This window comes from Halomonas terrestris, assembly GCF_049166755.1.
In the GTDB taxonomy this organism is placed as follows: Bacteria; Pseudomonadota; Gammaproteobacteria; order Pseudomonadales; family Halomonadaceae; genus Halomonas.
Genome location: NZ_JBMHFZ010000001.1, coordinates 17,426 through 31,791 on the forward strand (window position 1 = coordinate 17,426; position 14,366 = coordinate 31,791).

Here is a 14,366-nt window from a genome sequence, read left to right on the forward strand (position 1 = left end):
GTATACTGCAGGGTCAGACCCCAAAGCGGGCTTAGGCGCTGGCCAGCTCCTGGGCGCGGCCGGGAATGGCGTCGAGCAGCTCGCGGGTGTAGGCCTCGCGGGGCGAGAGGAAGACCGCTTCGGCGGTGCCGTGCTCCACGATGCGGCCGTTCTGCATGACGATGATGTGGTCACAGATCTGGGCGGCCACCCGCAGGTCGTGGGTGATGAACAGCAGCGACAGCGAGAGTTTCTGCTTGAGGTCCTCGAGGAGCTCGAGGATCTGGGCCTGGATCGAGACGTCCAGCGCCGAGACCGCCTCGTCGGCGACGATCAGCTCGGGGTTCAGCGCCAGCGCCCGGGCGATGCCGATGCGCTGGCGCTGGCCGCCGGAGAACTCGTGGGGGAAGCGCTCGGCCGAGGCGGCGCCGAGGCCGACCAGGTCGAGGAGGTCACCGGCCTCCTCCAGCGCCTGTCGCCTGGGCACGCCGTTGGCGATGGGGCCCTGGGCGATGGCCATGCCGACCCGGATGCGCGGGTTGAGGGAGGCATAGGGGTCCTGGAAGATCATCTGTACCCGCCGGCGCTCGCGGCGCAGGGTCTCGCCCCTGAGGCTGGTGAAGTCGACGCCGTCGAGCAGCAGCTCGCCGCTGTCCGGTCGCTCCAGGCGCACCACGCAGCGCCCCAGGGTCGACTTGCCGGAGCCCGACTCGCCGACGATCCCCACCGTCTCGCCGCGCGCCATGGAGAAGCTGACATCGTCCAGGGCGCGCACCTCGCGGGCGGGCTTGAACAGTCCCCCGCGGGAGCGGAACACCTTGTGCAGCTGCCTGACCTCGAGCAGCGGGGCGCCCTGGTCGGCCTCGCGGGCGGCCGGCATGGCGTTGCTGGGTATGGCGTCGATCAGTGCCCGGGTGTAGGCATGCCGGGGGTTGTCGAGCACCTCCCGGGCCACGCCGAGCTCGACGATGTGTCCCTCGCGCATGACGCAGACCCGGGTGGCGATCTCGGCCACGACGCCGAAGTCATGGGTGATGAACATCACCGCCATGCCGCGGCGGCGCTGCAGGTCGCCGATCAGGTCGAGGATCTGCGCCTGGGTGGTGACATCAAGTGCGGTGGTGGGTTCGTCGGCGATCAGCAGCTCCGGCTCCAGGGCCAGGGCCATGGCGATCATCACCCGCTGGCGCTGGCCGCCGGAGAGCTCGAAGGGGTAGGCGCGGATGGCCTTCTCGGGCTGGGGGATGCCCACCTCGATCAGCAGCTCCAGGGCACGATCCGCGCGCTGTCTGGGGGTCAGCCGGCGGTGGGCCTCGAACACCTCGCTGATCTGTGCGCCGACCCGCATCAAGGGGTTGAGGGCGGTCATCGGCTCCTGGAAGATCATGCCGATGCGCAGGCCGCGCAGCTGTCGATGCTGTTTCTCGGTGAGCGACAGCAGGTCCTGGCCGTCGAAGATCACCTCGCCGCGGGTCGCCCGCACGCCCTTGGGCAGCAGGCCCATGAGGGCATTGGCGGCCATCGACTTGCCGGAGCCAGACTCGCCGACCACGCACATGATCTCGCCGCGCTCGACGTCGTAGCTGACGTCCTCGACGGCGAAGTCGCGGTCGGCGCCCCTGGGGAGGGCGATGGTGAGGTCGCGAATGCTCAGCAGGGTATCGGGCATGGGGTTTCCTCTCTTCAGGAGCGTTCGCGGGCAAGCTTGGGGTTCAGGGCATCGTCCAGGCCTTCACCCACCAGGTTGAGGGCGAGAACGGTGAGCAGGATCGCCACCCCGGGGAAGAAGCTGAGCCACCAGGCCTGGCGGATCACCGTGCGTGCCGCGCCGATCATGTAGCCCCAGGACATCACGTTGGGATCGCCGAGTCCCAGGAACGAGAGGGCGGACTCCAGCAGGATGGCGGTGGCCACCATCAGCGAGGCCAGCACGATGATCGGCGACAGGGTGTTGGGCAGGATCTGGCGCAGGATGATGGTCCGGTTGGTCTGGCCGACCAGCCGTGCCGCCTCGACATATTCGCGATGGCGCAGCGACATGAACTCGGCCCGCACCAGGCGCGCCACCGGTGGCCAGCTGACGATGGCGATGGCCAGCACGATGGAGACGATGCTGGGCTGCATGATCGCCACCAGCACGATGGCCAGGGCGAAGTTGGGGATGGTCTGGAAGAACTCGGTGAAGCGCATCAGGGCGTCGTCGACCAGGCCGCCATAGTAGCCGGCGATGGCGCCCAGCGGCACGCCGATGGCCAGGGCCACCGTGGTCGACACCAGCCCGATCAGCAGCGACACCCAGGCCCCGTGCATCAGCCCGGCGGCGACGTTGCGCCCCATGGTGTCGGTGCCGAGCCAGAAGCCCTCGACCTCCAGGGGGGCGAGGAAGGGGCGCTGGACCATGCGCCAGGGAGACTCGGGAAACAGGAAGGGGGCGAGTATCGCCATCAGGATGATCGCCACCAGGATGATCAGCCCCACCAGGGCACCGCGGTTCTGGGCGAAGCGGGCGAAGAAACTCATGACGCCTCCTTGATGCGCGGGTCGGCCAGGCGGTAGACGAGGTCGGTGATGATGTTGAACACGATCACCAGGGCCGCCGAGAAGAAGAAGATACCCAGCAGCAGGTTGTAGTCGCGCTGCTGCAGGGCCTCGAACATCAGCCGGCCGATGCCGGGCCAGGCGAACACCGTCTCGGTGAGGATGGCCCCGCCCACCATCTGGCCCGCCTGCAGGCCGGCCAGGGTGATGATCGGCAGCAGGGCGTTGCGCAGGATGTGGCGGCGCTGGATCACGCCGTTCTTCAGCCCCTTGGCCCGGGCGGTCTTGACGTAGTCCTGCTGGCTGGCCTCGAGCATCGAGGCGCGGGTCATCCGCGTGTAGATGGCCATGAAGAACAGCGCCAGGGTGGTGGCCGGCAGCACCAGGTGTCTGCCGACGTCGAGCACCAGTGCCAGGCCGGTGTGCCCGGCGCCCACGGTGAACATGCCGTAGGCCGGCAGCAGGTCGAGGTAGACCGAGAACAGCACCACCGACATCAGCGCGACCCAGAACAGCGGGGTGGCATAGAACACCAGGGCCAGGGCCATGATGATCGAGCCCGAGGGCTTCTTGACCCGGGCGGCGGCCAGCGAGCCGGCAACGATACCCAGCACCAGCGACAGCACGAAGGCGGTGCCGGTGAGCAGCAGGGTGGCCGGCAGGCGGGCCAGGATGAGGTCGAGCACCGGCATCTGCTGGCGATAGGAGAAGCCGAAGTCGAGCATGGCGACGCCGGAGACATAGCGCCACAGTTGAACGTGGACGGGCTGGTCGAGGCCGAAGCGCTCGCGCAGCTGGCGCAGGAACTCCTCGTCGGTGGCGCCCGCCTCGCCGGCGAGGATGGCGGCGGGGTCGCCGGGGGCCAGCTGGATCAGGATGAAGTTGAAGATGATGATCATGAACAGCACGATCACGGCCTTCAGCAGCCGCATCGTGATCAGTCGGGCATAGAGCATGCGAGGGCCTCGGGCAAGGGGAGGGTCGTGATGGGGAGCGGGGAGGGGCGGCCCCTGCCGCCCCCCGTCATGCCGGCCTGCACCACCGTTCAGCGATCGAGCCAGGCATCCTTGAAGCCGTCGTTGACGCCCACGCCCGAGGTCACCAGGTCCTTGACGTCGCAACGGTAGATCGTCGGGAAGCCGAGCTCCAGCAGCCAGCCGACCGGCACGTCTTCCTGCAGGAGCTCCTGCACCTCGTGGTAGAGGGCCTCGCGCTCCTCGTCGGGGAAGGCGGTGGCGGCCTCGTTGAACAGCGCGTCGACGCGCTCGTTCTCGTAGCCCTCGACGTTGTTCCAGGGCGAGCCCTTCTCGATGTTGCTGGAGAGGTAGGTGCGCGAGATCCCCAGCGCCGGGTCGCCATACTGGTAGAGGTAGGTGAAGGCGAGGTCGTAGTCCCAGTCGCCGAGGCGCTGGTTCCAGCCGCCCACGTCGGTGGCCTCGGTGCGCACGTTGATGCCCACTTCCTTCAGGTTCTGCTGCACGGCCTCGGCCCAGCGCGTCCAGGTCTCGCCGTAGGGCAGGGGCAGCAGGCGCACCTCCTCGCCGTCATAGCCCATCTCGTCGAGCAGTTCGCGGGCGCGATCCGGATCGTGGTCGTAGGGGTCGAGGTCCGGGTTCTGGAACCTGGCGTTGGAGCCGAAGGCACCCAGGGGGACCTTGCCCAGCCCGTTCCACAGCACGTTGCGGGCGAACTCGCGGTCCATGGCATGCATCACCGCCTGGCGGAAGCGCTTGTCGGCGGTGGGGCCCTCGCGGTTGTTCATCCACAGCATGGCGAAGGGGCTGAAGTATTCGTGCCCCTCCTCGGTCACGCAGGTGTTGTCCATCTCCGTGAGGCGCGGGATGTCGAAGTTCTCGACGGTGCCGTAGGGCAGCACGTCGACGGTGCCGTTCTCGTAGGCCACCGCGCGGGAGGCGCCATCCGGGATGATGTGCCAGTTGATGCCGTCGAGGTAGGGCTGGCCCTCCTCGTAGTACTCCTCGTTCTTCACCAGCTGGATGACGGTGCCGCGGTCCCAGTTGTCGAACTTGAAGGGCCCGGTGCCGATGGGATGGTTGTTCGCCTCGTTGTCGCGGAACTCGGTGCCCTCGTAGATGTGCTTGGGCACCATGGTGAAGGTGCCGGCCTCGAAGGAGATCAGGAAGGGGCCGAAGGGCTTCTCGAGGGTGAAGACGACGGTGTGGTCGTCGGTGGCCTCGATGGAGTCCACGTGCTGCAGCACGGCCCGGGCGCTGGGGTTGAGTTCGCGGTGGAAGACATCGGCGGAGAAGACCACGTCCTCGGCGGTGAAGGGTTCGCCATCGTGCCAGCTGACGTCGTCGCGCAGGTGGAAGGTCCAGGTGCGCCCGTCGTCGCTGACCTCCCAGGATTCGGCGAGCTGGGGCCGGGGCTCCAGGTCGGTGGTATAGCGCAGCAGGCCCTCGTAGATGTTGCCGGCCACGGTACGGGTGGGGGCGTTCTGGATCATCCCCAGCACCAGGCCCGGCGGCTCGGGCTGGATGATGGTGTCGATCACGCCGCCGGCCCTGGGCTCGTCGGCGTGGGCGGCGGCAGCGGCGACTGCCGCCGCAGCGATGGCGATGGCCAGTGGTTTCTTCATCGTGTCCGTCCCTTGCTTGTTGCGATTGTTGTGGGAAAGGTAGCGAAGCAGCCTGTTTGACCTTAGCAGTGGTCCCGAGAACTGTCGACAGTCGGCAATCGACGGTCGACATTGCGCTCCCTTGCGCCATACTTGGCCCATGACGGCCCCGCCTGGGGGCCGGTGGAATGGAGCGAGACGTGAACGAGCACCACAACGACACCCCGTCGGGGATGCTGCCATGGGGTCCCCGCCGATGAGTGGCCCATCCCGCCTGATCCAGCCGCGGAACCTGGTGGAGCAGGTGGCGGATTACCTGACCCAGGCGATCATCGACCAGGAGTATGCCCCCGGCGAGCGCCTCTCCGAGGTGCAGCTGGCCCGTGACCTGGGGGTGAGCCGTGCCCCGGTGCGTGAGGCCGCGCGCCTGCTGGAGAGCCGCGGGCTGCTGGTGTCGCTGCCGCGCAAGGGTTTCTTCGTCAGGGCGCTGGATGCCGACGAGCTGGGGGATGTCTTCGACCTCCGGCTGTGCCTGGAGCGACACGCCATCGAGCGCCTGGCGCTGCGCTACGACGCCGAGGCCGAGGCGGCCCTGACCCGCCAGGTCGAGCGGCTGTGCGAGGCGGCGGCCGGGGAGAGCGAGAGTCGCCGCATCGAGGAGGACCTGGCCTTCCACCGGCTGATGATCGCGCTGGCCGGCAACCGACGCCTGCTCCAGAGCTTCGACGGCCTGGCCCATGAGCTGAGGCTCTGCATCGCGTTGATCGCCAAGACCCACGAGGACCCCGACAGCATCTCCACCAGCCACCACCTGCTGCTCGAGGCGCTGGCGAGCCGGGACCCCCTCCGCTGTCGCGCCGCCATCGACTACCATATCGGCGTCGCGCGTGATTTTGTCGTGGAAGCGATTGCCAAATCGCCGTGACGAGCGTCCATCGGCGGTACCCATCCCCTTGCGTTCAGGGGCAGGCATGGCAAGCTTCTCTTGATATCAGTCAAAATCGATGGGATGGTGATTGTTACCATCGGTAGGGTATCGAGAAGCTTCGTCTGCCCCATGACACCCCGGTCGACTGCCCACAGGGATCACTGTCACGGATGAACATCGCTCGTGTGATCGGTTGGCCTCAGGTGGCCTCCCTGATGCTCTTTCTGCTCGTGCTGCACTGGGTGGCTGGCCACAACTATCTGCTCTTCCACACCCTGGTCGATCTGAGTCGCGTCGTCGTGCTGGCCGGTATCTTTACCCTGGCCTGGCACACGCGACACTGGGCTGCCCATGGCTTCTTCACCACGATCGGCGTGGCCAGCGCCGCCATCGCGGTGCTCGAGCTGCTGCACGTGCTGGCCTACCGCGGCATGGGCGTGTTTCCTGGCGATGACGCCAATCTGCCGACGCAGCTGTGGATCGGCTTTCGCTACCTGGAAGCGGGGGCCTTTGTGATCGCCGCCTACTCTGCGAATCGGACGCCCCGGGCGACGGCCATGGCCTACGGCTTCGCCCTGGCCGGTCTGGCGATTGGTGTCAGCATCTTCACCGGGCACTTTCCCGATAGCTTCCTCGACGGTCAGGGGCTGACGCCGTTCAAGATCATCAGCGAATACGTGACCATCGCCGTGCTCGTGGCCAGCATGGTGCTGTTGCTCCATCACCGGGAGCGCTTCGACCCCGATGTGCTGCATCTACTGCTGGCGGCGATTCTCTTCAGTGCCTTGAGCAGTGTCGCCTTTACCCGCTATGCGGATGTGTTCGGCATGGCCAACGAGGTGGGCCACTACTTCCTGTTCGTCTCGACCTACCTGCTCTATCGCGCCATCCTGTTCACCGCCCTGGTCTCGCCGTTCCAGCTGCTGTTTCGCGACCTGAAACGGCATGAACGCAACCTGGAATCCCTGGTGGTGGACCGCACGGCCGAACTGAAACGGACGCAGACCCTGAACTCCGCCTTCGTGGAGCACTCACCGGCGGCGATCTTTCTCACCGACCGTGAGGGTCGTTTCACCCTGGCCAATGACGCCTGCGAGGCACTGGTGGGGAGCGAACCCCGGTGCCTCCCGGGGTACCGCTTCCATGAGCGGATGCCGGAAGCGGTGGCGAGCGTGTTGGAGCGACACGATAGACGGGCACGGTTGGAGAAACAGCCGATCCTCGTCAGCGAGGAGATTTCCGTAGCCGGCGAAGTGCGCTGCTTCGAAACTATTCATTTCCCGTTGCTGGACGAGCACGGCGACCTGCTGGGCAGCGGCGGCATTGCCACGGACGTGACCGAGCATCGGCGGATCGAGGCGCGTTACGGGATGATGATCCGCACCTCGATGGATGGCGTCATGGTGCTGGATGCCCGCGGCCGTATCCTGGAAGTGAATGACGCTGCCGTGAGCCTGACCGGATACCCCCGTAGCGAGCTGGTTGCCCTCGAGTTGACGGACATCGAGGCGGCCCAGGACGCCAATGCCATTGTCGAGGGGCTCTCCAGGATCGTCCGCCACGGGCAGGCGCGTTACGAGAGCCGCTGGCAACGCCGGGGTGGGGGCCTTGTCGATGTCGAGATCAGCATCAACCTGCTGGGCACGCCCCCCAACCATGCCTTCTTCTGCTTCGTGCGCGACATCACCGAACGCAAGTTGACCAGCCAGAAGATCGAGCGTCTGGCCCATTACGATACGCTGACCGGGCTGCCCAACAAGGTGCTCTTCGAGGAACTGGTGACGGCCCGTCTGGCGAAGGGAGCGCCGCATGAGGTGGCCGCCGCCCTGGTCTATCTGGATCTCGACAACTTCAAGGACATCAACGATTCGCTGGGCCACGCGGCCGGCGATGCCCTGCTGCGTACGATCGGCACGCGGCTACGCGACGGGATCGAGGGCCACGACTTGCTGTGTCGCTACGGGGCGGACGAATTCCTTCTGCTTCTCACCGAGGTGGAGGAAGAGGAGGCCTGTCGGGAATGCCTGAACCGGCTTCGCCAGGTGATCGGCTGGCCGATCACGGTAGACGGTAACGAGCTCACCGTCACGGCCTCGATGGGGGTTGCGCTCTTCGCTCGCGATGCGCGTTCCTTCGGGGCGCTGTTCCGCTGCGCCGACATGGCGATGTATGCTGCGAAGTACATGGGCCGGAATACCTACCGCTTCTTCGAGGCGGCCATGCTCGCCAGCGCCCAGGAGCGGCTGGACATCCTGAGCAAGCTGCGCGGCGCCGTTGAGCGCAATGAACTGCGCCTGAGCTATCAGCCGCAGCTGGACCTGGCCAGCCGGCGGGTCGTGGGGGTCGAGGCCCTGATCCGCTGGCACCATCCGGAACTCGGGGTGGTGACGCCGGACCGCTTCATTCCGCTGGCCGAGGACAGCGGCCTTATCATCCCCATCGGTGAGTGGGTGCTGCAGGAGGCCTGTCGTCAGGCGATGGCATGGCGCTCGCGTGGCCTGCCGCCACTCAGCGTGGCGGTCAACCTGTCGGCGGTGCAGTTCCGCCACGGCGACCTGGACGAGCTGGTCGACGAGATTCTCTCGACCACCGGGCTTCCGCCCGAGTACCTGGAACTGGAGCTGACCGAGTCGATGCTGCTGCACCGTCAGGAGGGGCTGCTGGCGACGCTGCAGCGGCTGAAAGCCCTCGGCGTGAACCTGGCCATCGACGATTTCGGTACCGGCTACTCCAACCTCGGCTACCTCAGACACTTCGCCGTCAACAAGCTCAAGATCGATCAATCCTTCGTCCGCGACCTGGATCGCAATCCCGACAGCCACAGCATCGTCAAGGCGATCGTCCAGATGGCCCATGGCCTGGGGTTGCGGGTCATCGCCGAGGGGGTCGAGGGCGAGCATCTCCTGGCCCCGCTTCACGCGCTGCAGTGTGACGAGGTACAGGGCTACCACTTCGGCCGGCCGATGACGCCGGTCGATTTCGAGGCGTATTTCGCCGATATCCTGTCAGAGGCGGGAGAAGGGCGCTGAGCAACCGGCGCCGTCATCATCGGGAAGGCATCGGATAGCGGCGATCCGCCTTGCCGGCCTTGACCACCTGCCCCGGGGTGTCGTGTCCCACCAGGTCCGGCAGGGTCGCCGAGACCGCCAGCAGCGCGTCCAGGTCCACGCCGGTGGCGATTCCCATCTGCTCGAACATGTGCACCAGGTCCTCGGTGCAGACATTGCCGGTGGCGCCGGGGGCGAAGGGACAACCGCCGAGCCCGCCCAGCGAGGCGTCGAAACGGATGATGCCGGCCTGCCAGGCGGCCAGGGCATTGGCCAGGCCCATGCCGCGGGTGTTGTGGAAGTGCAGGGTGAAGGGGGTGTCGGGCCAGCGTTCGAGCACTGCCTCGCAGAGGCGCCCCACCTGGGCCGGGTTGGCCATGCCGGTGGTGTCGCACAGGGTCACGCCCTGCACGCCGAGTGCCAGCTGGCGCCCCACCAGGTCGAGTACCCGGGCCTCTGCCACCTCGCCCTCGAAGGGGCAGCCGAAGCTGGTGGAGAGCGAGGCATTGATGAAGACATCCCGCCCCTGCGGGTGGGCGCGCACGGTCTCGACGATGGCGGCGAACTGCTCGAGCGACTGGTCCGGCGTCATGCGCAGGTTGGCCCGGCCATGGGAGACACTTGCCGACATCACCAGGTTGATCTCGTCGACCTCGCAGGCCAGGGCCCGCTCGGCGCCGCGCACGTTGGGCACCAGCGCGGTGATGCCGACCCCCGGACGGCGGGTGATACCGGCCACCACCTCGGCGGCGTCGGCCAGCGCCGGGACCGCCTTCGGCGACACGAAGGCGGTGGCCTCGATGCGGGCCAGGCCGGTGGCCGAGAGGGCGTCGATCCAGCGGACCTTCTCCTCGGTGGGCACGAAGGCGGCCTCGATCTGCAGGCCGTCGCGGGGGGCCACCTCGTTGATCTGAAGACGTGTCATGCCGTTCTCCCGGTGTCGTGGTCAGATGATGCCGGCGCTGCGCAGCCTGGCGCGGGTCGCCTCGTCGATGCCCAGCTCGTCGAGCACCTCGTCGGTATGCTGGCCGAGGGCCGGGCCGCCGTTGCCGAGCCGTCCGGGTGTGGCGCTGAGCCTGGGCAGCACCCCGGGCACCTTGAGCGGCCGGCCGTCGGGGCGGGTGAAGGTCTGGATCATCTCCCGCGCCAGGTAGTGGGGGTCGGTGGCGATGTCGGCAGCGGTATAGGGGTAGCCGACCGGTACCCGGGCGGCGTCGAGCGTGGCGAGGATCTCCTCGCGGGGGCGCTGGCGTGTCCAGGCCTCGATGGCGGCATCGATCTCCGCCGCGCGGCGGGTGCGGCCGTCGTTGTGGGCCAGTTCGGGGGCCTCGCCCAGGTCGGGGCGCTCGATCACTTGCATCAGGCGCCTGAAGATGCTGTCACCGTTGCCGGCGATCAGCACGTAGTCGCCCTCGAGGCAGCGGTAGGCGTTGGAGGGGGTGATGCCGGGCAGGGCGCTGCCGCTGGGCTGGCGGATCTCGCCGCTGGCGTCGTACTCCGGCAGCAGGCTCTCCATCATGGCGAAGACCGACTCGTAGAGCGCCACGTCGATCTCCTGGCCCAGGCCACTGCGCTGGCGCTCCTGCAGGGCCAGCAGGGTGCCGATCACCGCATAGAGTGCCGACAGCGAATCGCCGATGCTGACCCCGACCCGGACCGAGGGCTCGCCGGGCTGGCCGGTGAGGTAGCGCAACCCGCCCATGGCCTCGCCGATGACGCCGAAGCCGGGCTTGTCGCGGTAGGGGCCGGTCTGGCCGTAGCCGGAGACGCGCACCATGATCAGCCCGGGATTCGCCGCCGACAGCTCCTCCCAGCCCAGTCCCCAGCCCTCCAGGGTGCCGGGACGGAAGTTCTCCACCAGGACGTCGGCCTCGGCGGCGAGCCGGCGCACCAGGTCCTGGCCCTCGGTCGAACGCAGGTCCAGCGAGACCGAGCGCTTGTTGCGGGTCTGGACGTGCCACCAGAGCGAGGTGCCGTCCTCGATCATTCGCCATTTGCGAAGCGGGTCGCCGGTGCCGGGGGGCTCGACCTTGATCACGTCGGCGCCGAACTCGCCGAGCAGCTTGGTGGCGAAGGGGCCGGCGATGAGCTGGCCGAGCTCCAGCACCTTCAGGTCGGCCAGGGGGAGCTGGCGTGTCTCCGGGGTCGTCATGGGGTACTCCTCGTACGTTGTCCCGTCAGGATGCGTCAGCGGTGGGGCACCCGCAATTAGGCAATGGGGAATCCGGGTTTCGTGATCAACGAAGTCCTGTGTCAGGATAGTCGTTCATCGCCGCCCCTCAGCTCCCGGCCGGAGAGCGCCCATGCGCCGCTTCGATTTCGTCACCCTCAAGCTGTTCGTCTCCGTCGCCGACGAGGGGCGGCTGACGGCCGCCGCGGAGCGGGAGCACCTGGCGCTTGCGGCGGTGAGCAAGCGCATCAGCGATCTCGAGGCCCTGGTGGGGACCTCGCTGCTCTATCGACGTTCCCGCGGGGTGGACCTGACCCCGGCCGGCCAGGCGTTCCTGCACCATGCCCGCCGTATCCTCGAGAACATCGAGCGGCTCGAGGCGGAGCTCAGCGAGTACGGCGAGGGGATTCGCGGCCATGTGCGCATCCACTCCAACACCTCGGCGATCATCGCCTTCCTGCCCCAGGACCTGAGCGCCTTCTCGCGGCGCTACCCGCAGATCAAGATCGACCTGCAGGAGCGGATCAGCGGGGAGGTCATCGCTGCCGTGCGCGATGGCATGGCCGACGTGGGCATCTTCGCCGCCCATGTGGACGCCGGCGACCTGCAGGTGCTGCCCTACCGCAGTGACCGCCTGGTGCTGATGACGCCCCGGGGGCATCCCCTCGCCGACCGGGAGGAGGTGTGCCTGCACGAGGCCACCGACTTCGACTTCATCGGCCTGCAGCAGGACACCTCGCTGCAGTCGCTGCTCTTCGAGCAGGCCAGCCGGGCCGGCAGGACCCTGCGCATGCGCATCCAGGTGCGCAGCTTCGATGCCATCTGCCGCATGATCCACCACGGCATGGGCGTGGGGGTCCTGCCCGAGCGGACGATCTACCGTGACCTGCGCGACCTGGAGCTGAACAGCATCCCCCTCGCCGATCCCTGGGCCAGGCGCGAGCTGGTGATCGGCGTGCGCCGCTACGAGACCCTGCCGGTGATCGCCCGGCACCTGGTCGACGATCTGGTGAAGCCCTGATGCCGAGGGGCTCAGGGCGCGTCGCGCAGGATCGTGAAGGGTGACCACTGCTGGCACAGCGGCGTGACCTCCAGGCGGGTGATGTTCACATGGGGAGGCAGCTCGGCCACATGCAGCGCCTGCGCGGCCACGTCCTCGGGCTGCAGGGCCCGGGTACCGCGGTAGTAGTCGTCGACGACGTCGTGGTCGCCCTTCATGCGCACCAGGGTGAACTCGCTCTCGGTCATGCCCGGGGCCAGGTCGGTGACGCGTACGCCGCTGCCGCTGACATCGCAGCGCAGGTTGTAGCTGAACTGCTCGACGAAGGCCTTGCTGGCGCCGTAGACGTGGCCGCCGGGGTAGGGCGTGTGACCGGCGATGGAGCCGATGTTGATCACCGTGGCGCCGGGGCCGGTCTCGATCAGGCGCGGCAGCAGCAGGCGGGTGACGTTGACCAGCCCCTTGATGTTGGTGTCGATCATGCGGTGCCAGTCGTCGAGATCGGCCTGCTGGGCCGGCCCCTTGCCCAGGGCCAGCCCGGCATTGTTGAGCAGCACCCGCACGCCGGCGAAGGCGGTCGGCAGCGCGTCGACGACCCGGGCCACGGCGGCATGGTCGGTGACGTCGAGCGCGGCGACATGGACCGGCACCGCGTTGCCGAGTTCACGCTGCAGGGCCGCGAGCCGCTCGGCGCGGCGACCGGTGAGGACCAGCGCCCAGCCGGCGGCGGCGAAGCGCCGGGCACAGGCGGCGCCGATCCCCGAGGTGGCGCCGGTGATGAAGACGACGGGGCGGGCTTCGTGCATGGTGAATTCTCCTGCGGCCAGGGCCGGTGGCGGATGCGTCGTCATGCCAGTGAAGTGCCTCGCCAGCGCTCCGCGGTATTGGTCTTTGGTCGCATGCGGCGCGAATCTTCTCGGGATCGGAGGCCCCTGGGGCGTATCGTCTGGTATCGCGATAGGCGAAGGCAGCCTTCATCAACGCCGATTTGAGCCTCGCTCGAGCTTGTTTCAAGATCGAAGGACCATCGCAGGTCACAGCCACGCTTGCTGGCTGACACACAACAATCACCGCACCCATAACGAGAACCCCGTAGGGAGAGAACCGATGCGGAAATCACTGATCGCCACGCTGGCTACCCTCGGCATCTTCACGGCGCCCCTGGCGGCCGCCAGCGCCATCGAGATCCAGGTCAACAACACCATGAGCGAGGGGGGCTCCGAGAGTGCCGCCGTCGAGCGCTTCGCCGAGTACCTCGAGGAGCAGGCGCCGGGTCGCTTCGACGTGCGCCCCTTCCTGGCCGGTTCGCTGGGCGGCGAGAACGCCGTGCTCGAGCTGCTCAACCTGGGCCAGACCCAGATCTCCATCACCGGCGGCAACTGGCGCCAGCAGTATGCGCCGGAATACGATGCCATCACCGTGCCCTTCGTCTTCTCCACCTGGGACGAGGTCGACGCCTACATGGAGAGTCCCTCGGGCCAGCGCTTGATCGAGATCGCCGAGGAGAAGGGCGGCCTCAAGTACTTCGGGACCCAGCATCGCGGGCCGCGGCACATGACCGCCAACAAGGCGATCCATTCACCCGAGGATCTCGACGGCTTCCGTCTGCGCCTGCCGTCGCTGCCGGTGTGGCTCGAGGTGTGGGGGGAGATCGGTGCCCAGGTGGTCAACGTGCCGGCGCCGGAGATCTACCTGGCGATGCAGACCGGGCAGGTCGACGGCCACGAGAACTCGCTCTCCTCGCCCTACACCCGCCGGCTGTGGGAGGTCCAGGACCACATCATCATGACCAGCCACGTGATGTTCCCGTGGAACTGGGTGGCCAGCAAGCGCTGGTGGGAAGGCCTGGACGAGGAGGATCAGGCGCTGATCACCGAGGCGATCCATGTGGCGCGCCAGCATGGTACCGAGCGTGAGCGCGAGCTCGACGAGTTCTACCTCGAGGAACTGCAGAAGGAGGGCATGACCGTCATCGAGCCCGATGTCGAGCCCTTCCGCCAGGCCGCCCTCCCGGCCATCGAGCGGATCCTCTCCGAGATGGCCGACGGGGTGATGGAAGACGCCCTGGGCAGCGACGACTGAGCGTCGGCGACCCTGTCCGGTCCGTGCGGAATCGCAGCGGCGCC

The 14,366-nt window shown here is 67.7% G+C and carries 11 protein-coding genes; 4 read left to right on the plus strand and 7 right to left on the minus strand.

From position 1 onward, the window contains the following. Window positions 1-31: 31 nt before the first annotated feature. The 4 genes from ACOMD9_RS00080 to ACOMD9_RS00095 form a co-directional block, all read right to left on the minus strand. Complete coding sequence (locus ACOMD9_RS00080; protein ID WP_421411312.1) at window positions 32-1,648, minus strand: ABC transporter ATP-binding protein; 1,617 nt, start codon at window positions 1,646-1,648, stop codon at window positions 32-34. Window positions 1,649-1,662: 14 nt separating this feature from the next. After that, window positions 1,663-2,499 (minus strand): ABC transporter permease, encoded by an 837-nt coding sequence (locus ACOMD9_RS00085; protein WP_421411313.1) that lies wholly within the window; start codon window positions 2,497-2,499, stop codon window positions 1,663-1,665. Continuing rightward, window positions 2,496-3,473 carry an ABC transporter permease gene (locus ACOMD9_RS00090; RefSeq protein WP_421411315.1) on the minus strand — a complete coding sequence of 326 codons (978 nt, stop codon included), beginning with the start codon at window positions 3,471-3,473 and terminating at the stop codon, window positions 2,496-2,498. Before ACOMD9_RS00090 ends, ACOMD9_RS00085 begins: the two co-directional genes overlap by 4 nt. An 89-nt stretch (window positions 3,474-3,562) precedes the next feature. Next, window positions 3,563-5,116, minus strand: a complete 1,554-nt coding sequence (locus tag ACOMD9_RS00095) for an ABC transporter substrate-binding protein (RefSeq protein ID WP_421411318.1) — start codon at window positions 5,114-5,116, stop codon at window positions 3,563-3,565. Window positions 5,117-5,351: 235 nt separating this feature from the next. Here ACOMD9_RS00095 and ACOMD9_RS00100 point away from each other — a divergent pair, with 235 nt between their 5' ends. Both ACOMD9_RS00100 and ACOMD9_RS00105 read left to right on the plus strand, forming a co-directional pair. Continuing rightward, complete coding sequence (locus ACOMD9_RS00100) at window positions 5,352-6,020, plus strand: GntR family transcriptional regulator (protein ID WP_421411321.1); 669 nt, start codon at window positions 5,352-5,354, stop codon at window positions 6,018-6,020. A gap of 218 nt (window positions 6,021-6,238) precedes the next feature. Beyond that, window positions 6,239-9,052 carry a bifunctional diguanylate cyclase/phosphodiesterase gene (locus ACOMD9_RS00105; protein ID WP_421411324.1) on the plus strand — a complete coding sequence of 938 codons (2,814 nt, stop codon included), beginning with the start codon at window positions 6,239-6,241 and terminating at the stop codon, window positions 9,050-9,052. A gap of 16 nt (window positions 9,053-9,068) precedes the next feature. Here the strand turns inward: ACOMD9_RS00105 and ACOMD9_RS00110 are convergent, their stop codons facing one another. Together ACOMD9_RS00110 and ACOMD9_RS00115 are read right to left on the minus strand one after the other, a co-directional pair. Continuing rightward, entirely contained in the window at window positions 9,069-9,995 is a 927-nt protein-coding gene (locus ACOMD9_RS00110; RefSeq protein ID WP_421411327.1) for a hydroxymethylglutaryl-CoA lyase, read from the minus strand. Window positions 9,996-10,016: 21 nt separating this feature from the next. Continuing rightward, entirely contained in the window at window positions 10,017-11,222 is a 1,206-nt protein-coding gene (locus ACOMD9_RS00115; protein WP_421411329.1) for a CaiB/BaiF CoA transferase family protein, read from the minus strand. Between the two features lie 151 nt (window positions 11,223-11,373). Between ACOMD9_RS00115 and ACOMD9_RS00120 the strand changes: the two genes are divergently transcribed. After that, complete coding sequence (locus ACOMD9_RS00120) at window positions 11,374-12,261, plus strand: LysR family transcriptional regulator (protein ID WP_421411332.1); 888 nt, start codon at window positions 11,374-11,376, stop codon at window positions 12,259-12,261. 11 nt (window positions 12,262-12,272) lie between these two features. Here the strand turns inward: ACOMD9_RS00120 and ACOMD9_RS00125 are convergent, their stop codons facing one another. Beyond that, window positions 12,273-13,046 carry an SDR family NAD(P)-dependent oxidoreductase gene (locus ACOMD9_RS00125; protein ID WP_421411334.1) on the minus strand — a complete coding sequence of 258 codons (774 nt, stop codon included), beginning with the start codon at window positions 13,044-13,046 and terminating at the stop codon, window positions 12,273-12,275. Window positions 13,047-13,347: 301 nt separating this feature from the next. On the opposite strand from ACOMD9_RS00125, the gene ACOMD9_RS00130 reads away from it, so the two are divergent. Continuing rightward, on the plus strand, window positions 13,348-14,322 hold the full coding sequence (locus ACOMD9_RS00130) for a TRAP transporter substrate-binding protein (protein ID WP_421411336.1): 975 nt from the start codon (window positions 13,348-13,350) through the stop codon (window positions 14,320-14,322). The last annotated feature ends 44 nt before the right edge of the window (window positions 14,323-14,366 follow it).